The sequence below is a fragment of the Paenibacillus massiliensis 2301065 = DSM 16942 genome, assembly GCF_000377505.1.
Lineage (GTDB): Bacteria > Bacillota > Bacilli > Paenibacillales > Paenibacillaceae > Paenibacillus > Paenibacillus massiliensis.
Genome location: NZ_KB898187.1, coordinates 109177 through 132666 on the forward strand (window position 1 = coordinate 109177; position 23490 = coordinate 132666).

General features: G+C 44.7%; 17 protein-coding genes and 1 riboswitch. Of the genes, 14 read left to right on the forward strand and 3 right to left on the reverse strand.

Going from position 1 to position 23490, the window contains the following annotated elements; translation table 11 throughout:
- Positions 1-29 precede the first annotated feature (29 nt).
- From D328_RS0107105 to D328_RS28505, 10 genes are all read left to right on the forward strand, one after another.
- The gene (locus D328_RS0107105; protein ID WP_018884284.1) at positions 30-446 is read left to right on the forward strand and encodes a hypothetical protein; all 417 of its coding nucleotides are present in this window, start codon (positions 30-32) and stop codon (positions 444-446) included.
- A 33-nt stretch (positions 447-479) separates the two neighbouring features.
- Positions 480-863: a hypothetical protein gene (locus tag D328_RS0107110; RefSeq protein ID WP_018884285.1), complete on the forward strand. Its 384-nt coding sequence runs from the start codon at positions 480-482 to the stop codon at positions 861-863.
- Positions 864-875: 12 nt separating this feature from the next.
- Positions 876-1427, forward strand: coding sequence for a hypothetical protein (locus tag D328_RS0107115; RefSeq protein ID WP_018884286.1), 552 nt, complete (start codon positions 876-878; stop codon positions 1425-1427).
- Positions 1414-2397: a hypothetical protein gene (locus D328_RS0107120; protein WP_018884287.1), complete on the forward strand. Its 984-nt coding sequence runs from the start codon at positions 1414-1416 to the stop codon at positions 2395-2397. Before D328_RS0107115 ends, D328_RS0107120 begins: the two co-directional genes overlap by 14 nt.
- A 96-nt stretch (positions 2398-2493) precedes the next feature.
- Positions 2494-3744 (forward strand): S-layer homology domain-containing protein, encoded by a 1251-nt coding sequence (locus D328_RS0107125; protein WP_018884288.1) that lies wholly within the window; start codon positions 2494-2496, stop codon positions 3742-3744.
- Positions 3745-4118: 374 nt separating this feature from the next.
- Positions 4119-7151: a DUF5704 domain-containing protein gene (locus tag D328_RS28500; protein WP_018884289.1), complete on the forward strand. Its 3033-nt coding sequence runs from the start codon at positions 4119-4121 to the stop codon at positions 7149-7151.
- A gap of 18 nt (positions 7152-7169) precedes the next feature.
- A complete protein-coding gene (locus tag D328_RS0107135; protein ID WP_018884290.1) occupies positions 7170-13154 on the forward strand; it encodes an OmpL47-type beta-barrel domain-containing protein in 5985 nt (1994 codons plus the stop codon).
- A 238-nt stretch (positions 13155-13392) separates the two neighbouring features.
- Positions 13393-13501: riboswitch (TPP riboswitch) on the forward strand.
- A gap of 315 nt (positions 13502-13816) precedes the next feature.
- Positions 13817-14020 (forward strand): sulfur carrier protein ThiS, encoded by a 204-nt coding sequence (gene thiS, locus D328_RS0107140; protein ID WP_018884291.1) that lies wholly within the window; start codon positions 13817-13819, stop codon positions 14018-14020.
- A gap of 728 nt (positions 14021-14748) precedes the next feature.
- Positions 14749-15768, forward strand: coding sequence for a ThiF family adenylyltransferase (locus tag D328_RS0107145; protein ID WP_033412532.1), 1020 nt, complete (start codon positions 14749-14751; stop codon positions 15766-15768).
- 105 nt (positions 15769-15873) lie between these two features.
- A complete protein-coding gene (locus D328_RS28505; RefSeq protein WP_018884293.1) occupies positions 15874-16584 on the forward strand; it encodes a response regulator transcription factor in 711 nt (236 codons plus the stop codon).
- Between the two features lie 151 nt (positions 16585-16735).
- Here D328_RS28505 and D328_RS0107155 read toward each other — a convergent pair whose 3' ends face one another.
- Positions 16736-17239: a C40 family peptidase gene (locus tag D328_RS0107155; protein ID WP_018884294.1), complete on the reverse strand. Its 504-nt coding sequence runs from the start codon at positions 17237-17239 to the stop codon at positions 16736-16738.
- A gap of 476 nt (positions 17240-17715) precedes the next feature.
- Complete coding sequence (locus D328_RS0107160; RefSeq protein ID WP_026281046.1) at positions 17716-18357, reverse strand: thiamine diphosphokinase; 642 nt, start codon at positions 18355-18357, stop codon at positions 17716-17718.
- Between the two features lie 424 nt (positions 18358-18781).
- Between D328_RS0107160 and D328_RS28510 the strand changes: the two genes are divergently transcribed.
- Entirely contained in the window at positions 18782-19450 is a 669-nt protein-coding gene (locus tag D328_RS28510) for a trimeric intracellular cation channel family protein (protein WP_018884296.1), read from the forward strand.
- 4 nt (positions 19451-19454) lie between these two features.
- On the forward strand, positions 19455-19928 hold the full coding sequence (locus D328_RS0107170) for a low molecular weight protein-tyrosine-phosphatase (RefSeq protein ID WP_018884297.1): 474 nt from the start codon (positions 19455-19457) through the stop codon (positions 19926-19928).
- A 381-nt stretch (positions 19929-20309) separates the two neighbouring features.
- Here the strand turns inward: D328_RS0107170 and D328_RS0107175 are convergent, their stop codons facing one another.
- Complete coding sequence (locus tag D328_RS0107175; RefSeq protein WP_018884298.1) at positions 20310-21044, reverse strand: alpha/beta hydrolase; 735 nt, start codon at positions 21042-21044, stop codon at positions 20310-20312.
- A gap of 276 nt (positions 21045-21320) precedes the next feature.
- Here D328_RS0107175 and pdhA point away from each other — a divergent pair, with 276 nt between their 5' ends.
- Together pdhA and D328_RS0107185 are read left to right on the forward strand one after the other, a co-directional pair.
- On the forward strand, positions 21321-22388 hold the full coding sequence (pdhA, locus tag D328_RS0107180) for a pyruvate dehydrogenase (acetyl-transferring) E1 component subunit alpha (protein ID WP_018884299.1): 1068 nt from the start codon (positions 21321-21323) through the stop codon (positions 22386-22388).
- Between the two features lie 99 nt (positions 22389-22487).
- Positions 22488-23465: an alpha-ketoacid dehydrogenase subunit beta gene (locus D328_RS0107185; protein WP_018884300.1), complete on the forward strand. Its 978-nt coding sequence runs from the start codon at positions 22488-22490 to the stop codon at positions 23463-23465.
- Positions 23466-23490: the final 25 nt, after the last annotated feature.

A 23490-nucleotide genomic window follows, 5' to 3' on the forward strand; every position in this document is an offset into this window, starting at 1 on the left:
TGTGAATCATATGAAAAGGAGATAAGGACATGAGTACAGCAGCAAAAGCTATTTTAGGAGCCGCGGGATTATTTCTAGCTATCGCTCTCATTACGCTAAGTGTAACGTTGTTTGGTACAGCGCAGGAGGGTGCGAAGCAAGCACAAACGGAGTTTTCCGCCATTCAGACAGAGCTATCGGGTCAGTCCTATGCTGGTTATGATAATACCATTTTGACAGGTAGTCAGGTGGTGAACACGATCCGCAAATATTCGAATAAAGAGGATTTTTCGGTGAAGGTAATTACTAATAAAAATTCGGGAGGTACGTCTTATACAAAAGGGAACATTGGTGGAACGACGAAGCCAACCTCCAATGAATATGTGAATCCATCTGGTCAATTTGAAGGTACGATTGAACGGGATGTCAACAATGTCGTGACAGGAATTGTATTTAAGCAGAGATAGCATTCAAGCTGGACTTAGGATGGGATCGGGAGCATGAACGTAGTAGGAAGAATGTTATTCATGTCATTTAGCGTAGGGTTATTTATTACGGCAATCACAGTGGCGATATCATTGAATAGTCAAAGTCAGGCTGCTTTGGCTACGGTGGACGAAGCTATAACCATAAGGGATAGAGACTTGATCATGAGTCCTGCCTTAGAGGGAGACGAGGTTGTGTATGGCACCATAGTTCTCCAGTCTATATTTCAGATTGCTGAGATTGATGCGGATATTATAGTGGATGGGTATCTCTTTCAAAAAGATGCTGACATCCATGAGGCAAATGTCGGTATGATCTCAATGGAATCGGACTATGGCATAGAGTATTTCAGGAATAATCAAGGAAAGCTCGAACGCGTTGTTTTCCGCAAAAGGTAGGGATGGTTGAAGATGGCCAAATACGTACTTTATCCTTTTGTATTTATGGTCGCTTGTGGTCTGCTGTATATTTATCCGATGCAATCAGCCTTTGAGCAGCAGGATCAAATTGCTTATAACATGGCTTATCAGGCAACGACCAACTTTGTGGATGCAGTCCGCAATAAAGGATATATCTCTCCGATCATGTATAACGATTTTGTCAGGGAACTGGGAACCTCGAATCTGTATGATATCCAGCTTGAACATAAGGCCAAGCAATATCATCCGATATACTCAGATCCGGAAGATCCAGACTCCTTCACAGGACAGACTGACGTATTCTATGACGGGAAATATACCAAGGAGGTAATGGCTACGTTATTTCCTGAAGGGATGACCTCAGATAGAAGTGAAAGTCGCAAGTACTATATGAGAACTGGGGATTTCTTTTCCGTGACCGTAAGGAATACGAATACGACGAAGGCTACGCTGATCCGAGATTTTCTGACGGGCAGTGAATCCATGGGTTATAACAGGATCTATATTCCGTATGGAGGCATGATCTTGAATGAAGATTTTTAGCTGGGCTGTGGTGTTTATCATGATCGTGTTCCCTCTGTTCTTTAAGAATGACCTAAGAGTTATGGAACAGGAGCGCACGCAGGAAACTATGGTCATGTATAACGGAGCTTTTCAGGCGGCTGTGCAGGATGCTGCTTTTGCACTGCAGATGAATGAGAATCAGAACCAGGAAAGTAATTACGGTTCACTGAAGAAAATTCGAGCCAATAAGGAGTTGGCTGTAGAAGCTTTCTACGAAACTTTATTTCATAATACTGGTATTGCAGATGATGCCATAGCGCAAGGTGTCTTGAAAGCTTATATTCCTCTATTAGCTATTATTGACTACGACGGGATCTGGGTGTATACGAATGAATCGTTCCGCAATGAAAGAGGAGAGCTGGAGAACCGGCAGGTGTGGAAATCGAAAAAAGCATACACATATCTGGATGAGCAAGGCAATAGCATTGCTTTCACGCTGGACGACTATATCTATGCCTATAATTCTCACAATCAACAGTGGGTTGAGGGAACGAGAGAGGAAGTCGCTGCTGAAGTGGATTATAATATCTCACTGGTAAATGACCCAGAAGCCTTCGAAGCTGTTCGTAGGCAAACGATAATAGATACGTTACAGCGGAATGTGGAGCATACGATCAATTCATATAACCAGCATGCCAGTCGAGTGGGGATTAGTTACAGGTTCATGTTGCCTGTTATTTCTCAGGAGGAATGGAATAACACCATCAATGATGTTGGCGTGCTCTCCTTCATACAAGGTGTTCCGGTTGGGATGAACTACTATAACAGCTATGCGCTGGGAGGAGGCAGACTAATCAAGTCACCGGTAATATACGGATACGAGCAGGATGGTCAGAAATTATACTATCGGGAGTCAGATCATTTTGGTGGCAAAATTCTGGAGAAATTCAGTAGTGAGCGTGATGCGGCTCAAGCGGGCTATTATCCTGGGAGACGGGGATTGAAATAAATTTACAATAAATGGATAAAAATATTGGTTAAATAAGGAAAGAGGGTTAAACTAGATTTAGTGATAAAAAAAGTGAGAAAAAGGGGATTTATACAAATGAAAAAACTAGCTCTAGCCGTGTTTGCAGGTATTACATTTATCTCTGCAGTAACTGCCTTAGTGGGTACATCAAACATTGTAGTAGCTGCTGCCGCCTTCAAGGATGTGTCAAGCAATCATTGGGCCAAAGCTTCAATAGATGCTGCAGTTAACAAGGGATACTTGAAAGGGTACTCGGATGGTACTTTTCGTCCCAACGCCCCTGTGACACGTGCGGAGTTTGCCGCAATTTTGTCCCGTATCTCCACAAATCAGGTTGTAGATGGTAAGGGTAGCTTTGCGGATTTGAAAGGGAATTGGAGTGAGCAGGAGGTTACTAAAGCGTTAGGTATGGGCTTTATGTCACCTTCTGATTACCCTGGAGGCTTCAAACCTTCAACACAACTGACTCGCCGTGAGATGGCGAAGTGGATGGCGTCAGGCTTGGCTTCCGCGCAAGAGGATTTTCACAAAGCATTAGAAGACACCAAGGATACGCTGGTGCCTGTTGCTGAGTATTACAAGGGTGGCTTGGACAAGGTGGATTATCCGTATGTATCTGTAGCACTTGGTACAGGTCTTATGAATGGTTATGAGGATGGTTCTTTTGGAACCGCGAAGACAACGACACGTGCTGAAGTGGCAGCGATTTTGAGCCGCTATGAAGAAGTGCAGAAGAAAGAAGCGAGTAGCTTCCGCGACTTAAATGAAATGCGTGAAGTAGGCCTGACTGGAACGAATCTGACGTCGGCTACTGACTATGAGTATGTGACTATTAAAGCAACAGGGGTAGTAGCTGATTTCAATCAAGTCCGTGATCAAGCATTTAAGCTGCGTAACAACCTGGGAACCCAGATCCTCCATCGGATGATCGTAGTAGATGCGACAACGGATAAAAAGCCTAAGAATTTGTATGGGAAGATGTTTATTGATGAGAAATATAGTAGGGTTATTAATTCGGATAGATACATTGTTTTTCTTGAAGCTACGGTTATTCCTGATGGAGATAATTTGGATAATTTGTCCTTTACTAATGCAACAGGAAGCCATTTTTTGAGTGCACGTAATTTTAGTAGTGGGACCGCAAAAAAATATAGAATAAACGCTCTTCCTCAAGACGATTTCGCTACTTCAGGATTCTTTAAAATGGGGAAATCTCAAAGGTTTTGGATGCAAACTACAATTGGAAGAAATTACGATTCAACACGTGGCTCTGAAGAGATTTACGTTAATGATAAAGTTTCGTTATTCTACGCTCCAAAAAAGTAATGCTAGAAAGGGGTTCGCTGTTGATCAAAATAATAACTGGGGTCGTTTTCTTTAGCCTTATTATAACTGCTAGTTGTTTTATTACAAGTAGTGCTAGTGCAAATCAAATTACTGTAGTTAGCGGGTCTTTAGATGATCAAGCGCCATTGAAAACCCCGTATGTTACTCCATTAGGACCTGTGAGGCATCAAAAGCATGTTGTTCCTGTTGTCGGTATAAAGGATGCTAACCCCGGAGTTTATTGGGTACAAAGAGACGATGGTAAGTGGTCTGCTACCTCACATCGTGCTTCTGGGGGGAAAGTAACTGTAGATAATATTGGTACTAATTCTGATCCTTGGCCAGGTGTTGGTGAGGTAACTGATAAAATCGATATGAACAAAAATGTATATAAACCGTTTGGCTACAAGGACTTTTTTGAACAGCCATACTCGCCAGATCAGGTTAGCAATGCTCATATTGCAAAAGCAATGACAACAAGTAGACAAGGTACAGATTCTCTAATAACCGATCTTAAAATAGTAGACCTTTACTTTGTACTTATTATTTCTCTTTCAGGAGAGAGTGGATCTGGTATTCAGGATGGAAGTTCGCTATATGAACAAGATTACAACAAAGATCAATTTAACAACGGCAATCTTTCGAAAAGACCAGGTGGCTACCCTAAAAAGACAGCCATGTACTACACCCCAGTCGACCTCGAATGGAGAGGTACCATCGTCGAGCACAAAAAGATTCAGGTCACGGGGAAACAACAGCTTGCCATTGACGAACAAGCTCAATTCACCGCTGAGGTGGCTACACAGGCACCGGGTCAAACGAGCTTCGGGCATTGGTTCGATGTGACAACTCGTAATAGTGAAACTGATAAGACGGAATGGAAATCAGATAACAGCAATATCGCTACTGTCGATCCGCAGACAGGCATGGTCACGGCTAAAGCTAAAGGTACCACTAAAGTTACGGCAACCTGGAAAAGTGATGTTTACTGGCTCACCTCTTCAATAGTTGTGGCTGTAGATGGAGAAGAATTGCCCGAGCCGGAGCAGGAGCCGGGAGTTGTATGCACTAATCCTGCTTCAGCAGGTGCACAGACAGGTAGTCTCATGAATGGCAGTGCTGTAGGCAAAATTAAGGCCGATGAACGTGACGGTGAAAAATTTGAAGTGGCCAAAGGGATTCCGACCAGTGAAAGTCTATATGGTGTTGTTCAGGCGCGGCAGTATCTGTACAACAACAAATTTGAAAAATTCACGGGTACATGTACCTTTACGGTTCCTGTTTCCAAGACATATAACCTGAAATGGAAAGAGGAGGAGGAGCGGGAGCGGCCTGATGGCACATCACGTACGGTCACTGTAAATAAATCCAGCAGTGTTACCGTGAATCCACATTATGATATCGTTCGTCCATATTCGTACTGGACTATTCCAGAAATGCAAGCTTTCAAAATCGACAATGCGAAGCTTAAAAACTATGCTTTTGAAGGCGGAGAAATTGTGATTCAGCCAGGAAGTAGCTATGACAGTCCATCCATGATGCTGGAGACGGATGTAGAACATCTCGAATATCCGGACATTGTAACGGCCCGCGCCCCAAGTCAAACCATTGATGGTGGCCGTAGTGAGCCAGATGTACCGGACCAAAACCTAAAATCCTTTGCAGAGGCTGCCACCCCACAGCTGAATGTACGAAATGATGCTTTGGAGTTTAATGGTCATACCATTATGGACGGTGCGATCGTTCAAACGAATGGGCCCGCGCCAGGCCGAATTCCAACGCCTCTAAGCATTGACGATAACACTTTATTTAAGCCATATAATATGATTCCAAAGGTGAAAGTGAATCAAGCAGATAATGCTTCCACAGGAACAATTACCTATTTGCCACTGGAGGGGAGTTTGGGGGAGCCAACTAATCAGGAACAGCCTATTGGAAATCTTAACTCCGTAACGGTCCATACCCCTGTCGTCATGTATCCGGCCATTACGGACGATAAGGCGTTTAATCAACGGGTATCACCAACGTCTTGGCGTGCAGCACTCATTTTGGATCGACCATTTACAGTGACAATGCCAACAAGTGGTGTGCACCGAGATATTCGCGGCTTTGGCCATCGGGATTATGCAAAATATACAGCGTATAAGCAGGTACTATTTGAATTTGATGTGTACAACGAGGATAAGAACAAGTATATCCCGAAAAATACGTGGATTGATATTCCAATTGCTCAATTGAATACGACATTTCGCATGCCAACATGGGTAGATGAAGGCAACTATACTGTCCATTTTCGTTCTATGGCGGAGAATGCACCTGCTGAATTCACTTGGCAGAGTATGGCGAATACTGACTTGAATCATCATGCGGCGATTAATACGATTCCTGTACAAGTCATTGGTCGGCTGTACGATTTTAAAATTACAGACATTGCTGATTACGATTGGGAGACCGTCTTCCGTGCTAAAAAGGGGAGTACTAAGCCTACAGGAGCAGCATATTGGGGGGGTACGAGCTCTATTGATGGCGCAATACGCGGTAACACCTTTCCTTATGTCTTACCGATAAGACCAGGCAGTCACCCGAGTACAGGATATAAAAATGTAGCGATTAAGACAGGCTATCATTTCAAATTCGATTTCAAGACGAAAGGGAATATGTTCGGTGCTAATGACCGAGTGAAGATCTTACCTACCTTCTACTTCGTCAATAAGGATGGAAGTGGTCGTCAGAAAGTGGATCTATATTACCACAATCAGACGACAGGTCAAAAATTCGTCAAAATCGGATCTGCTCAGGACACCGCGCAGCGTAGCATCATTCTTAGTGATCGTTTACGGAATGTACCTGCCGAGGATATCAGCAATACAGCTAAATTCGTCGCGACCTATGGTAATGTGAAATTTGAGCAGCAAGCAAAGCAAAAGACCGTGATTGGTGGGTATAGTCAGCTGAATTTGACGCAGCATGTTCGCACCTTGATCGGATCAACACAACAAGTGCCTGAAACGGTGGACAAAGGTCGTATGCTAGCTGCCGAACAGCAGTGGTATGGTGAATATAGTTTGCCTGCAGCTCCATATGTGGTGCCTGCTGGATTCAGTATTTCGGAATACGGACGAACCCATAAGCTGACTGATAAATCACCCATTTTCTTGCAAAACGGTTATATCGTGGTCAACTTCAACATCGAGACGTATCGCGCTGGAGAGGATCAGCCATACCTTCGATATTACCGCCTTCAAGGAGCGGCTACGCCATTGGACAACCAGTGGAAGTTAGAAGGGTACAGTAAAGTAGCTAAGGATCGCTATGGTAACTCCTTTGACGCTCCAGATGGAGATATAGCTTACTACCATGGAGACTTATCCAGCTATGATGACTTCAGTTCCAACGTAACGCATTAATAGTAAAGGAGGAACTTTATGAAGGGATTTAAGCTCATGTTGACCGTGATTCTCCTCTCTGGCATATTCACGCCGTACTTTAATAAAGCGCACAGTGCAGATCGAAGTCGCAATGAAGCAGTAATCAACATGGTTTTATTTCATTCCAATGACTCGGACTCCAGTCAGACTAAGATCGAACTTGATCCAGTTGAAGCTCTGGAAGAATCTCAACTCATTAGAGAAAATTCATATAACAACGATTTAATTACGTTTTCTAATACGAGCAGATTAACGGATCAAATCCCCCCTGATATGCCTAATATCAGTGTGAATTACGTGAATTGGGAAAGTGATGACATCCGTGTCATGATTCAGCATGGCTACGACACAGGTGGCAGTGGTGTTGAGAGGAGTCAATATCGTGTGGATGAGCGGGAATGGCAGGATTATTCTGGTCCATTCACTCTAAAGGCTCAGGATCGAGCTCAGGTTCTAACGGCTCGGACCATTGACCGAGCCGGACATATCAGTCAACTTACTCATGCGGGCCTGCAGATCGAGCGTACTCGTCCTGCGGCACCTGAGATCACGCTTAGTTCAACGGATTATACGAAGGAGGCCGTGGTGATTCAGTTAACGGGTCCCAAGGCAGGAGAAGAGAAGGTACAGTATCGTATTGGAGAAATGGGGGTGTGGATGGACTACACCAGGCCATTTCAGTTTGAAGCCTCAGGACGCACGACCGTGTATGCACGAGCGCTTAGTATCCAGGCAATACCGAGTGATGTAGTATCAGCGGATGTTAAGATTGAGCCTGTATCGGCCATCGTCACGGGAGCCGTGGACATGCTTACTGTTGAACAATGGGAGCGGAAGGGAGAGGTAGAAGCCAAACCGATATTCTCCTTTGTGAAGGAATTTATCCAACAGTTCCAGTACTGGGCCGTAGATATACAGAAACGGTTAGACAGTCGAATGAAAGTGAAGCTTCAGCAGCCGACAATTATTCTTCGCACGAAGGGATATTGGAGATTAAAGAGGGAAGCTATTAAAGTTTCTGGAAGAAGACGGAATAAGTACAAAAATAATCATTTTTTAGCATCTCGTCTTCAACGAATTAGTGTTTTTCTGGCAGCAGTTGTCTTGCTACAAAGCTTTGGTATAGTCATCGCACCTCTCAAAACCTATGCGGCAGCGCATATGTATAACTTTAATCGATTTGAAGCTGTGGCTACTCCATATGGGCCTTGGACAAATCATTTTGGTGGGGATCCCAAAGCTGATGGGGGTACAGAAGGAACTCTAATTGATTGGCACATTAAAGCAGTAATGTATCAGAATGCTAGATTTGATAGCGCTAGTGGGGAATATGTGCTATACGGTAACAAGACAACGATGGAAATTCGAACGGCGAATACTAACACAAATGATTACGATATTAGGGATTATCCCTATGTCGCATCTATTAGTAGTGAAAATCGGCAAAATCCTGGATACGAGGCCAGAGAAATGCCTCAAAAAACACTGAGAGTTGCGCGGTACTCCTCTTACGATCAGAGTGAGAGGGAGGCACGATTTACCTTTAATGATTATACAGCAATACCAAGTGGGTATAATTACAGCCCTGGCAACTTTGTAACAACAGTGCAAGCTGCAGATGGCGCTTATCCAGACCATGGAAGGGCAGCGGATGGCTACTTTTACGTTAAGGGTAGTGTAGTCAATGCTGTCCCTTTCATAGCAATTACTAGTGCTGGTACACACTATATCTCTGTAGCTAATGGATATAATACGATTACCATTTCTGGAACAGCCAACGACACGGATGGTGATAGGTTGACCATTATGGGGAATCTAGGCGGTGTGACAAAATCCACTACAATCTATCCGGGGGTGTGGTCCTTAACGTGGTCTGGTTCGGAGTTGACGGAAGGAATAACTTCCATGAATGTCAACGTCAGTGATGGATATGGAGGGACAGCTTCCGCTTGGTATTCTGGAAGCTTTATCGTCGATAAGACCGCACCAACAGCACCAACAATCACGATGGATCGTAGTGGCTGGTACAACGGAAATAAGATGATAACAATCACGCATGGTTCTGATAGTCAAAGTGGCGTTCAAAAGTCGCAGTTACAAATCGGTACTGGCGGATGGACAGACTATACAGCCCCATTCACTGTGAATGAGCGGATAACGGTGAATGCTCGAACCATCGACAAAGCCGGGAATATAAGTGCTATTTCTAGTCTGGATACCCAGATCGATAAGATTCCACCGCAGAAGCCAACTCTTGTGCACGGAGGCGGATCCGATTGGCAGAGTAGGGACACCACTATCAACATTACACATGGCATAGATTCAGGTGGTAGTGAAATTAAAGAGACGCAATATCGGATTAATACGGGTAACTGGGAAACCTACACCACTCCGATCCTCCTTAGTGAGGAGGGTCAAACGGTATATGCCCGGACGTGGGATCATGCAGGTAATGTAAGCAGCGAAGCTTCATCGGAAGCGAAAATCGATATAACGCCTCCAACTTCGCCAATCATTGAAAAAAATACGACTGGTGATACAACGGGAAATGTTGAATTTTCAATCTTACCTGGAACAGACACGGTGAGTGGTGTGAAGATGACAGAGTATAAAGTGGGGGCCACTTCTGTTTGGCAGACCTATTCAGGACCGATTACCGTTACTGAAGAAGGCGAGCATCAGATATTTGCGCGTAGTACTGATTTTGCAGGTAATCATAGCAGCATTACAAACGGTACGATAGTCATTGATAGAACAGCACCAACTGTTCCAAGTATCAGCTTGTCCACGAACAGCCACACAAGAGAGAGCGTTCAGTTTAAGATCTCAGGTTCTGTGGACACAAGAGGCTTCCGGTACGAGTATAAGCTTGGAAATGGGATTTACATGTCTGGGGAACAAGGGGAAGTTATTGAGGACGGAATAACGGTTATAACTGCACGTGCAGTAGATGAGGCTGGCAACATCAGTGCGGAGACGACTACGAGGGTGCGCATCGATAAAACCGATCCAGTCATTCATATTAGCCCATCACAGCGTGGATGGTCACAAGAGATGATTAAAGCTACCATTCAGTATCAAGATCATGGTTCAGGCATCAATCCAGACCGGCGCTATTATCGAGTTACTTCTTCTCCGCAAGAACCTGACAGCTGGGAGCTAGCAAGCAGCAACAGCTTCCAGCTGAATGTTACGCAAGAAGGTATATGGTACATCCATGCCAAAGTAGAGGATAACGTAGGGAACAGTACGGTAGCAAGTTCTTCAGCGTTGCACTTGCAGCAACCACCTATAGCACCAGAGCTTGCCGTGCAATCTATCAGCCTCAATCAAGCTTCCCTTCAGTGGACGCTTCCTAGCGGAAAGAGCTATACAGACGGGTATGAGTACACATTGCGTAATCTTACCAATGGACAGACCGTGAATGTCATATATCCTGGGGATTGGGCGGTAGATCATTCCTTGTCCCCGGGTACGAGCTATGAGTATGAGCTAACGGTTAGAAATCACGTGGGTGAAGCAGTAAGCCATCCAGTGCGTCTACTTACTTTACCAGCAGCTCCAAGGAATCTGTCTTTATATCCTGTAGAACGAGAGGCTGGACATATCACAGTCAGCTTTGATGCAGTAAAGTCAGCTGATAGTTATAGAATTGTAGCCTTTAACATGGATTCTCAGCAAGACGTATATAATCAAACGGTAACCACTAGCGTATATCAACCGATCGTGAACATACAGCCGGACACAGTCTACAATGTTACGGTGTCGGCAATCAATGCTACTGGAGAGGGCCCCACCACAAGTCAATCGATTTTATCGCTCCCAGACGCTCCTGATGGGTTCAAATCGGTTTCGATTGGCGAAAATTCCGTGGACCTAACTTGGCATAATGTGACAACGGCAACTTACTATGCACTGGATCGTAATAATGCACCTGTCACAGAATCTGTATATGAAGCATTTTCAGATATAGGATTGTCCTCTGGAACGGCGTACAACTATCGTCTCTCAGCCATTAATACTACGGGTCCGGGTGCGTACAGTCACATGAATGTGCTCACCTTGCCGGGGATGGTAGATAACTTAACTGTAGTCGAAGCTCGGCGTAATGAGCTGTTGATTGCCTGGAATCAGGTTCGAGGAGCATCCGGCTACCGAATGGTGGTCAATGGCGTGCAAGAATACGTATTTGGGGAACATGAGCTTCAAGCAACGATTCCGAACCTACCCGCTGGTACATTAGCGAACATAAGTATCCGGTCACTGAATAGTAGCGGACTAAGTGTAACAAGCTCGACATACGGCCTTACACTGCCAGATCAGCTTGGTGATCTAAACGTAAGTGATATTAAGGAGAACTCAGCTGTGATTAGCTGGGCACCCGTTCATGGAGCTACAACCTATGAGATCAGTGTGAATGATCGTAAATATACGGTTTCGGGCACCCATTTTGTTGTTCGAGGATTAACCGGAGGAACTACGTATCATTTTCAAATAAATGCTGGGAATACGTCTGGATTCGGAGAGAGTTTAAAGGGAAGTTTTATTACACAACCAACACAGGTCGTGGGTTTTACCGCAGAAAATCCAGAAGACCGATCGTTCACATTGACATGGGAGCCTGTTAAAGGTGCAACAAAGTACATCGTTTACCAAGGGAAAGAGGAGCTTGGCGTTGTGAGCGAGGCACGCATGTCAGTCTTGAAACTTGAACCTGGAACTAACTATACGTATAAGGTCATTGCTATAAATGAGTCAGGTAACGGGTTACCAGGGGAATTCTACTGGAGGACATATCCGAGCCCTGTAAAGCAGAACGATGTATGGATGAATGACATTACAACGTCAAGGGCTACCGCACAATGGAATCAGATATCCGGAGCGGATTATTACCAGGTGTACTTAGATGGAAAGCTGTTAGGCGACACGACGGACTTGACATACTCTTTTGAAGGCTTTGACAGTTCAGAGCGTCATGTCGTCAGCGTTGAGCCTGTCAATAGCAGTGGCAATAGCAAGCCTTATGAGGTTAGCTTTGAAACCTTGCCCGACAGTGAATTTACAGTTGAGGTGGAATCCAAGCACACTTCTATTACGATAACAGTCGGAAAAACAAAACCTAACGATACGATTGTCATTGTGTATAAAGGGATGGTCATTTACAAAGGCAGAGATCCTGTGTTTGTATGGGAGCCACTGAAGGGCGGAACAAGTTACGAGCTGGACATCTGGACGGAGAACAGCCAAGGGGATAAGAGTTTAACACAGAATATTAAGGAACGTACCAAGTCCAGTGCTAAGACATTTACTCCTATGACAGCTACCACTGAGATGATTAAGGAAGACAATGTTATAAATGCTGGATCACAAATTAAAGATTCACTAGTTACCATACCAGCCCCAAAGGGAGATTTAGGGGATAAGAGTAGCAATTTTTCTGGTTCAGGATTTAAAGACATCGGGCGTACTTTCAATCGTGCCAAAATACAAGAACTAGCTGACCGAGGTATTGTAAAAGGAACTTCTGACAGGACGTACGAGCCGGAACGGGGGGTCACCCGAGCAGAATTTACAGCTATATTAGTTCGTGCCCTACAGTTGCCTGAAGAGGATACGACATTAACGTTTAAAGATATCCAGCCTACTGAGTGGTATATTCCAGCGTTGAAATCGGCAATTAAGCATGTGGTAGCACGGGGTTTTTCGGATTATGTATTTGCTCCTGATCAATTGATTTCAAGGGAACAGGCCTCTAAAATGCTTGGGAATGTCACTGAGCAAGACGGAACGGCAGGGGGAAAAGAGCGATATAATGATGAGCTTCTAATAGCAGGGTGGGCCCGAGAAGAAGTACTGGGACTCACACAACTCTCATTGCTTCAGGGCTATCCAGACGGAACTTTTCGTCCAAAGCATTACGTGACTCGGGCAGAGGCAGCCGAGATGATCTATAATTTACTGTATTATTGGACTGAGACGTAGAGGGTACCCCACATCACTTTACAATTTTCAATGTGTTATGATACGATTACATCATCTTCCAATTCGGATCAAGATTTGAATTTAACTAGCTCTACAATAAAATGTGAAGCAGTATATAGTCATTCATGATCTAGTTATAAGAGTTTGATCATTTAGTTAATAAGCGTTGTTAAAAGGGAATATCATGTATTCTCCTAACTACTCGTTATTGATCTGTAGCTAAAACGAATAATTAAAAAGACAACACTAGGGGAGCCGAGCAACTGGCTGAGATGGAACAATTGTGTTCCGGACCCTTTGCACCTGATCTGGATTATGCCAGCGTAGGGAAGTGGTGATAAATGGATGCATTTAGACAGCTTTACTTGAGCTTACTTTTGTATAAGCTGCGGTTCTGTGCGTATTGGCTTTGGGTCTCACGGGTATACGCATCGGCTTGTCTATTGTATATCATTGAGCTTATTTCACCACTTTCCTTCTGGAAAGTGGTTTTTTGTTTTCCCTTTACTTTCATATTTGTTTACTGCTCGGGACTAGTACTTTGGAATGTGAAAGGGGCAATTATTGATAGAAGTATATGCCATTACATAGGGGAAAGGGGGCATGAAGCTATTGGGGGTAAGTTTTGGTTGTTAATATTTTGAATAGGAGGAGATATAAACATGAGGCTAAAAATTAATGGGCAAGACATGACGTTCGGAGCACATATTAATCGGGTTGATAAGCTGCTGAGCGAGCTCGATTTACAGGTGAAGACTGTTGTAGTAGAGCTCAATCGGAGAATTTTGGTGCGGGATATGCATCATCAAGCAGTATTGTGTGACGGAGATCGAATAGAGATTGTCCATTTTGTAGGCGGTGGTTAAACGTGTTGCACATAATAATCAAACAAAGTAGCTCCTGATTACTGCTGGATACAGGTATTTGTATATCTGGATGTACACAAACACGTGTTTGAAGCATCTAAAGGTGAAAGTGTGGCATTAATTGTACGATAATTGAAACTGAAGCAGAGGGGATTTATCAAGACATACTGACCTGTAAGTGTTATGGGCTGTCACGAAATATTTCAGGGATTCCATATGAAAGGACGCAACAATTGCACAGCTCCCCCGGTATCCGGATTGTATGATATGATTAAGTGTAGAATTGATCAGTCATTCGTCTGCATTAACCTTATCTTGCATACCGTCATCTGTTCCTCTCCGCTGTAGCATAAGGACAAAAGTACGGACAAAAATAAGGACAAAATGGGGCCAGTTATCGCGCTCCACTTCGCGCTCCTTACTGTTATCAAGAGTTCGCTGGTTCCTTAACAATAGTAGAGTCAATGAGTAGACTTGTGAGAGTAGAACCAATGAGTAGAACCAATGAGTGAACCAGTGAGTAGAACTGAGGAGCAGATCCAATTAAGCTCCGTTGTTCACAGGGGTAGACACGGATCTAAGCTAGCAATGATTATGATCAAGCCACAAGCTGTGGCAAGCAGCCCATCGGAAGGAATGGTATGTACGTGAGTGAATCAGCAGAACCAAGTGAAATTCAAGACCACCAAGACCACCAAGACCACAAGCAGACTGACAGCGCTTATGATATGGAACGGTACTCAAGACAAATCCGTTTTGCTCCGTTCGGGAGTGAGGGCCAGCGGCGTCTATCAACGTCGCATGCACTTATCATTGGTGCGGGTGCCCTGGGTACAGGGATAGCGGAAACCCTTGTCCGCTCAGGCATTGGTACCTTAACGATTGCAGATCGTGATTATGTCGAATGGAGTAATTTACAGCGTCAGCAGCTGTACGATGAGAATGATGCGATCTCACGAACGCCAAAGGCGATTGCTGCTCTTAATAGACTTTCTGCCATCAATTCCTCGGTGAAGATCCATGCTCACGTGCTGGATGTGAATGTGGAGGAACTGGAAGAGCTTATTGCTGGCGCAGACATCATCATGGATGCGACCGATAATTTTGATACAAGATTACTGATAAACGATATTGCCTGTAAGTATGGCATCCCTTGGATCTATGGTGGATGTGTGGGAAGCTACGGTATTACTTATACATTTATACCAGGGAAAACGCCTTGTCTGAACTGCCTGCTGGGTAGTGTTCCACTTGGTGGAGATACATGCGATACGTCTGGTATTTTGCCACAAGCCGTACAACTCGTGACAGCGCATCAGACCTCTGAAGCTCTGAAGCTGCTCAGCGGGCATGAAGATGTACTACGAGACAAGCTACTCTCATTTGATGTTTGGCGAAATGAGCATGTAGCGATTGGGGTCAATAATGCAAAAAAAGCGGATTGTCCATCCTGTGGACCAGCCCCGCGTTATCCTTATCTGGATGCAGCCAACCGACAAAAGACAGACGTGCTATGCGGGAGAGATACAGTTCAGATCAGACCTTCGCGCAAGCTACAGATTTCGCTCAAGGATATGGCTGAGCAATTGGAGAAAGCGGGTGGAGGACAAGTAACATTGAACCCGTTTCTGCTATCACTGGATCTTGGAGAGAATCGAATTGTGCTGTTCCCGGATGGCCGTGCACTGATTCATGGCACCAAGGATATTGCGCGAGCTAGAAGTCTCTATCACCGATATTTTGGTTAAGCCTAGCGCTCCCTGAATGTCCAACAATGAATCTACCCATACTGATGACGAGCTTTCCTTTGGAGTATAGAGACGGGCTTGTGTTTAAACGAAGGAAGGCTCAGATTGAGCAAACGGGTGAGAGTATTGGAGGACATGATCCTGATCCTGAGTGAAGAGGATAAAATGGAGATTATACTGGCGCTCACAGCGGATGGGTATAAAGTGAGATCTATACATCATCGTGAAGAGGCTGTAGAGTGGCTGCAAGCAATGAGTACGGATATCATGCTGATGGAGGTTAAGGGAAGGTTATCTTTGGAGAGTCTGCCACAGGATATTTTAACTGCGCTGAGGATGTGCGCTCCGCACATTCCCGTAATTTTCCTGCTAGATCGCTACGACCCTGAAAATGTAGTTGCCAGCTTCGAGGCTGGTGCCAAGGACGTAGTTCATGTTGCAGAGGATACCTCAATTGTCCTGGCAAGAGTAAGAAATGTATTACGCTGTACCCGCCCGAGGCATCGTATGCAGAGTGAGCTGGAGATCGGGGATATGATTATTCACCAGGAAATTAGACAAGTGTGGCGTGCTGGGATTGCAGTGGAGCTTACGCCCAAGGAATTTGATCTGTTGCTGTATCTTGCTTTGCAAGTGAATAGGGTATGCAGTCGTCGCGAAATCCTTCGACATGTATGGGAACATGACTATATCTCTGATACGAATGTGGTGGACGTCTACATAAGACATTTGAGGAAGAAGCTGGATCGCGGTCATAGGCAAAAGCTAATTCGCACCAAGCGCGGGATAGGCTATTATATTGCTCAGCCCGAATGAGTACAAGCTTATTTGTGAAGAACTAACGCAAATTCATGATTATAGAAAAAGTGCTCGCATTGGCTGTTGGCAGCCATGCAGAGCACTTTGTTTTTGGTGGATATTCGGACTAAGTTGTTCTGTACTACTTACTATAATGCATTAGGGCGGACTAAAGTACGCGACGAGCCTTCAGATAGGTTTTCTTCCATGTACCGGAGTTCAGATCGGAGATCGTCACACCTGGCTTGCCGTAGGTATGAAGTATTTTGCCATTGCCTGCATACACTGCGACGTGAGTTACATTTTTCCCGGTGGCACGACTGCCACTGGAGAAGAATACCAGGTCTCCTTTGCGCAGATTAGACTTGGATACCGCTTTGCCTTCTTTGGATTGAGCAGCCGATGTTCTTGGCAGATCAACCCCGTACTTTTCAAAAATATGTTGCATAAACGAGGAACAATCGAAAACTCTGGTTGTTTTTGTGGAAGCACCGAAATCATAAGGAGTTCCCATGTATTTTTTTCCGTAATTTAATAGGCTGTCGGCAGTGGACTGGCTTGTAGCTGTTGCGGCTTGAACCGGCTGTGCGTCATATATAGCAACGGCACCGAGGCCGATGGAGACTGCAAATCCAACAGTTGCAATTTTCTTAAACATTGGTTGTAAATTCATGATGTGTGTACCTCCAAGAAATGTGTAGTCATTCATGCGAGATGAATGCTTGTCCGCTTTCCTGGAATGAGTATAACAGTTTTGTAACTTCCTAAAAGTTGGATGAAGGCATGAAAAGCTACTCGCACAGCGTTTTTGTAGCTTTTATGAAAAAATGATTAAAATTATGACATAAAACAAATATTAGGGTTTATGAAAAGTAAAAAAAGAGAAGAAACCTTTATATATCAAGGTTCTTCTCCTCTTTTTTTGATCTCTAGCGGCATGGATCGTGGGTTGTTTAGATTACAAAGTTGTTACTTTGTATTTCGAGTTTTTTAATCTCTTTTAATTAAATTGTGAGGGGGAAATGCTCTGGCAAACTGGATTTGCTATCGAAATGGAGCTTCTATTAAAATGGAGTTTCTATTAAAATGGTGCTTTTAATAAGAGGGATCTACAATGTGCTTATAAATCAATCAGCATGATTGTCCAGCTCAGTCTCGGCTTTGAATCACGAGAAGTACTCCGCTACTGATGGTGACCACCCCTGTATCTCCCGATAGATGATTACTAATGCCTAAAGATTGTCCGAGCTTGAGTGTGGCATCTACTAACGGATACTGGAAGCCCTTCAGCGTAATCCCTGTCACCTCAGAGCTCAGTGGAAGGAGTGAGATATAGGAGTATCCCATGGATTTCACTTCCAACGATGAGTCCGTGAGCATGATGTAATTATTCGAATCCTTGATGCTGCAAGGTATGCGATGCTGTAACACCTGCATTAGCAGCTGAATGTTAGCCAAAGTATGGTCCATCCTCGTTCCTGTGGCGCCTAGCAGAAGGATCTCATCAGGCTGCTGCTCCAGCGCCAGCTCGATAGCCAGCTCTGTATCAGTAAGATCTTTGTCTACGGCATCGCAGGCCAAGAGTCGTTCTGCATAATCTTCAATCTGATGAAGCTGTTCTGGAAGGATGGAATCGAAATCCCCGACAGCGAGATGGATCGGTATATGGTGCTGCATCAAGTAGAGTGCTCCACGGTCCGCGCCGATAATAAAATCATTTGCCTGAATTTCTTTCCAATCCTCCTCGTGAAGCTGTCCTCCTGAGTAGATTACTACACGCTTATGTGTCACGCTCTCATCTCCTTGATATTTAAAGCTAGCTTGCAGCCTGGTGTACTTACTGAAGCTAAGGTTCAGCCTGTTGTTCATGACTGATGTTCCTGTGTAAGCGGATGGGGGTGTGGTCGAAGTACCAGACTTGTATTCCACACGGGCTGAATCAATGTTACATTATGTATTGTATGGATGTAGCCAGCTTATTTTTTACGTTGGTGGGACATGGAGTATTTGCTGGTTCGAACATCTACATTAAATTTGATCGTTTTATAGTATAACGCTGATTATTCTCTTGCACAATTCGGCGACATGCCGCTACAATAGATTTCATGTGAAAGATGACACCCCAGGTTATATTTTCAGAAAATTTGAGAGACTATGCCTGGTGTTGGCGACAACAAGTGACAACATATGGAGAGGAAGCGTAGAAGGATTGGACATGCACATTTTTGATTGGTTCAGCATGATCGGCACAGTAGCCTTCGCAGTATCAGGCGCGATTGTTGCGATGGAAGAGGGATACGATATTCTTGGCGTGCTGGTACTAGGCCTTGTGACTGCCTTTGGAGGCGGTGTTATCCGTAATGTACTAATTGGTGTTCCGGTGACTACGTTATGGAGTCAGGGGTCGCTGATTATGCTGGCTGTTATTTCAGTAGCCATTGCTTTCATTCTCCCATTATCTTGGATTACACATTGGCGTAGAACCGAGGTGTTCTTTGATGCCATTGGTCTTGCAGCCTTTGCGATCCAAGGAGCGTTGTATGCGACTCAAATGAATCATCCGCTGATTGCAGCTATCGTTGCTGGTGTCATGACGGGGATTGGTGGCGGAATCATTCGAGACATATTGGCTGGACGCAAGCCACTGGTGCTGCGAGATGAAATCTATGCCGTGTGGGCGATGGTAGGTGGCTTTATGGTCGGTACGGGCTTCACGAAGACACCGGGTCAACTCATCATTCTGTTCACGGGCATTGTATTGTTCCGGATGTTATCGGTATATTATAAATGGAAGCTTCCTAGACGTGCGCTGGATACCGGATCATCCGGAACTACAGCCGTAGCGAAGCCGAAGAGAGACTATGCAGATTGGGGGACACCTTAAACAGATGAACAATCACATTAATGTATTATTCGTGTGCCTGGGCAACATTTGCCGCTCACCAATGGCCGAGGCTGTATTCAGACATCAGGTTGCTGAGAGAGAGATGAAGGAGCAAATAACGGTAGATTCTGCCGGTACAGGGGATTGGCATGTAGGCAAGCCTCCGCATGAGGGTACATTGAACCAACTGACTATGCATGGCATCAGTAGTGACGGTCTATTCGCTCGTATTGTCCAGGGAGAGGACTTTGCGCAATTTGATTACATTGTATGCATGGATGATTCCAATGAGCAGAATTTACGTCGCTTGCCTGGTGGGGGAGAGGCTGACATCCTGAAATTCATGGATTTGCTACCAGATGAGCTGCAGCGGGAGGTCCCGGATCCATACTTTACAGGTAACTTTGAAGAGGTATATCGCCTGATCAACGCTGGTTGCGAGAAGCTTCTGGACAAAATTGTCGAAGAAAGGCTATGATTAACTATAGTAGCGTCTGCTTGATGCTGATGTGCTAAGACGACTTTACATAGAAGCGTCTGTAATAGGTACTCGTATGCTGCTACTGTCGAAATAAGCCGAATCATGGAGTCTCCACAAGAGACTCTGTTGTTTGTGAGCAATTGTAAGCGTACACATTCGGAAGGAAGCGTGTAGCCCCAATGTGTTCTATAGGGAGCTACGGATTGATTGTGAGTTTTACCGATGTCCCGATGCGCAAATGCCATGAAGGGAGGGATCAGAGCTAGTAGAAATGGATGCAGCGTACACTCAGAGCAGTATAGCCGTGGGTAACAGTACGTGGGTAAACGAATGATGGAGCAAACGTGAAAAGAAAAAAAGGGAATCGTACGATCCCCTTTAGGCCAAATTCAGAAAATACATAAGTGCATCAGGCAATTCATTCTGCCAGAAGCCCCACAGATGCTGGCCATCCTTCTCGCGATAGGAGACGGTTGCTCCCCGCTCCTCAAGTAGCTGGCGGGTGAGACGATTAAGCTCCACAAAATCATAAACGCCAGTATCACTCTTGAAGTTCGTCTCCTGCAGACCGACGACCATCCATACATCCAGATGGGACAAGTCTTTTTCTTCCGCGATCAAGGCTCTTGACTCATCGTAGTAAGCACCGGAGAGACTGATGATCCGTGTGAACAGATCAGGATAAAGCAAGGCCAGATGCAGGGAAACACTGCCTCCTAGTGAGTCGCCGGCAAGAATTCGTTCGGAAGGTTCACGGCGCACAGCATATTTTCCTTCTATATAAGGAATAATCTCTTCGGCGAAGCATGAGGTATAAGCCTCGAACCTGCTACCAAATGGAGCATACTCCGAAGTACGGATGGAGGTATCCACCTCTACACCGACAATGATGAAAGGCTCAATACCTTCATCCAAAATCAGCCTGTTCGCATGTGTAGCGATTCGACCAAAATTGAAGAACTCTTCTCCATCCTGACAATAGACAACGGGGTAGCTGAGAATCTCATTGTATCCGGGTGGGAGATAGATGCGAAGTGCTCTATTGGCACCAAGCCACCGGCTTTCGATCTCGTCTTTCAGAATGGTGCGTTTTAAATAGCGAGAATCCGTCATGTTTCGTCACCTTTCATGGGTAAATTTTTGCAATCATGATCACAATAAGTTAAGATTACCGTGATTGAAATTGCAAGTAAAATACAACATTGTTCTGTTCAAATTTAAAAGATGTACTAAGCTGTTATATAAAATTTAGTCACCTGTTACATATAGCAAAAACAGAAAATCTTATAAAAAATGCCGTTTTCCTTTGACGGGAGAGATGAAACAGGTGTATAATAATTCTATAACAGCGGAACTTGATATTCAAATTTTTTTGTTGAGGTGAAGATAATGAGCAAGGTTCCTTATGAAGTATATACAGAGGAGGTAGAAGCTCTGTCTGTACTTTCACCGGCTGGTGAAATCGTTAATGAAGAGAAAATGCCTAAGCTTACTGATGATCAATTGAAAGAAATTATGTACCGTATGGTATTTACACGTACTTGGGATGACCGTGCCGTGAATCTGGGCCGTCAAGGTCGTCTGGGCTTCTACGCACCGGTATCCGGACAAGAAGCAACAATGATCGGTAGTGAATTCGCTCTGGATAAGGACGATTTCGTTGCACCTGGTTACCGTGATATTCCACAATTGGTATGGCATGGTCTGCCACTGTATCAAGCATTCCTGTACTCCCGTGGCCATCAACATGGCGGTCAAATCCCTGATGGCGTTAAAGTATTGATGCCACAAATCATCATCGGTGCGCAAATTCTGCATGCGATGGGTCTTGCAATGGGCTTCAAGCTGAGAAAACAAAAACAAGTCGTTATTACTTACACTGGTGATGGCGGTTCTTCCGAAGGTGACTTCTACGAAGGTCTGAACTACGCTGGAGTTTACAAACTGCCGGTTATTTTCTTCGTACAGAACAATGGTTATGCGATCACTACTCCATTCTCCAAGCAAACTGCGGCATTGTCCATCGCTCATAAAGCGGTTGCTGCTGGGATCAAAGGCGTAAAAGTAGATGGCATGGACGTGTTCGCGGTAATCAAGGCTGTTCAGGAAGCAGCTGAGCGCGGACGTAATGGCGAGGGTGCAACCCTGATCGAAGCGGTAACTTATCGTTTCCGTCCTCACTCTTTGTCTGATGATGCTTCCAAATATCGTTCCAAAGAAGAAGAAACAGAGTGGAGCGAGAAGGACCCAATCGCACGTCTGGCTAAATATCTGGAGAAAAAAGGTCTTTGGACTGAAGAAGATACAGCTCGTGTGAAAGAAGAAGCAAAAGCAAAAGTAAACGAAGAAATCAAAAAAGCTGAAAAAACCGAAAAAATGACAGTAGCAGGCTTGATCGACAGCATGTTTGAGTCCACTCCTAAACATCTGGAAGAGCAAAAGGCTGATTTCGAATAAATGCACGTACAGGCCGGGGGAACTCCCGGTCTGGCTTGAACGAATTATAAAGTGATGAAATGAAATGTGACTTGTAATGTTTAAGGAGGAAATGAAGCAATGGCACAAATGAACATGAAAGAAGCGATCCGCGACGCACTGCGCGTTGAATTGAAGCGTGATCCTAACGTTCTGCTTTTTGGTGAAGATGTAGGTCATGTGGGCGGTGTATTCCGTGCTACTGAAGGTCTGCAAAAAGAATTCGGTGAAGAGCGTGTATTCGATACTCCACTGGCTGAATCTGCAATCGGTGGTCTGGCTGTAGGTCTTGGTATTCAAGGCTTCCGTCCGGTAGCTGAAATCCAGTTCGTCGGCTTTATCTTCGAAGCTCTGGACCAAATCGTCGTACAAGCGGCACGTATGCGTTATCGTTCCGGCGGCGTGTACAACTCTCCAATCGTATTCCGTACACCATTTGGTGGCGGTGTAAAAGCAGCTGAGCTGCACACAGATTCCCTGGAAGGTCTTCTGACACAAACCCCAGGTATTAAAGTGGTTGTTCCATCCAATCCTTATGATGCGAAGGGTCTGATGATCGCTTCCATTCGTGATAACGATCCTGTCTTCTTCATGGAGCACTTGAATCTGTATCATGCATTCCGTGCTGAAGTGCCAGAAGAGGATTATGTAGTAGAGCTGGGCAAAGCTAACGTAGTTCGCGAAGGCTCTGACGTAACGATTATTACTTATGGCATGATGGTTCATACTTCTGTTAAAGCAGCTGATGAGCTGGAGAAGAAAGGTATCAAGGTTGAAGTTATTGACCTGCGTACGATCAGCCCGATCGATATTGATACCGTTGTAGCCTCCATCAAGAAAACGAATCGTGCTATCGTCGTTCAGGAAGCGCAAAAGAGCGCGGGCGTTGCTGCTGAAGTCATTGCACAAATCAATGAAAAAGCAATCCTGCACCTGGAAGCTCCGGTACTGCGTGTAGCAGGTCCAGATACTGTGTATCCATTTGCTCAAATCGAAGACACTTGGTTGCCTAACCCTGCACGTGTAGTGAAAGCAGTCGAGAACGTCCTGGCATTTTAATTGAACTGAATAGATAGGGAGGTTT

Excerpts from the sequence above, each read along its gene's own strand:
- D328_RS0107105 (WP_018884284.1), top strand. The coding sequence starts at position 30 with ATGAGTACAGCAGCAAAAGCTATTTTAGGAGCCGCGGGATTATTTCTA.
- D328_RS0107110 (WP_018884285.1), top strand. The coding sequence starts at position 480 with ATGAACGTAGTAGGAAGAATGTTATTCATGTCATTTAGCGTAGGGTTA.
- D328_RS0107115 (WP_018884286.1), top strand. The coding sequence starts at position 876 with ATGGCCAAATACGTACTTTATCCTTTTGTATTTATGGTCGCTTGTGGT.
- D328_RS0107120 (WP_018884287.1), top strand. The coding sequence starts at position 1,414 with ATGAAGATTTTTAGCTGGGCTGTGGTGTTTATCATGATCGTGTTCCCT.
- D328_RS0107125 (WP_018884288.1), top strand. The coding sequence starts at position 2,494 with ATGAAAAAACTAGCTCTAGCCGTGTTTGCAGGTATTACATTTATCTCT.
- D328_RS28500 (WP_018884289.1), top strand. The coding sequence starts at position 4,119 with ATGAACAAAAATGTATATAAACCGTTTGGCTACAAGGACTTTTTTGAA.
- D328_RS0107135 (WP_018884290.1), top strand. The coding sequence starts at position 7,170 with ATGAAGGGATTTAAGCTCATGTTGACCGTGATTCTCCTCTCTGGCATA.
- thiS (WP_018884291.1), top strand. The coding sequence starts at position 13,817 with ATGAGGCTAAAAATTAATGGGCAAGACATGACGTTCGGAGCACATATT.
- D328_RS0107145 (WP_033412532.1), top strand. The coding sequence starts at position 14,749 with ATGGAACGGTACTCAAGACAAATCCGTTTTGCTCCGTTCGGGAGTGAG.
- D328_RS0107155 (WP_018884294.1), bottom strand. The coding sequence starts at position 17,239 with ATGAATTTACAACCAATGTTTAAGAAAATTGCAACTGTTGGATTTGCA.
- D328_RS28510 (WP_018884296.1), top strand. The coding sequence starts at position 18,782 with ATGCACATTTTTGATTGGTTCAGCATGATCGGCACAGTAGCCTTCGCA.
- D328_RS0107170 (WP_018884297.1), top strand. The coding sequence starts at position 19,455 with ATGAACAATCACATTAATGTATTATTCGTGTGCCTGGGCAACATTTGC.
- D328_RS0107175 (WP_018884298.1), bottom strand. The coding sequence starts at position 21,044 with ATGACGGATTCTCGCTATTTAAAACGCACCATTCTGAAAGACGAGATC.
- pdhA (WP_018884299.1), top strand. The coding sequence starts at position 21,321 with ATGAGCAAGGTTCCTTATGAAGTATATACAGAGGAGGTAGAAGCTCTG.
- D328_RS0107185 (WP_018884300.1), top strand. The coding sequence starts at position 22,488 with ATGGCACAAATGAACATGAAAGAAGCGATCCGCGACGCACTGCGCGTT.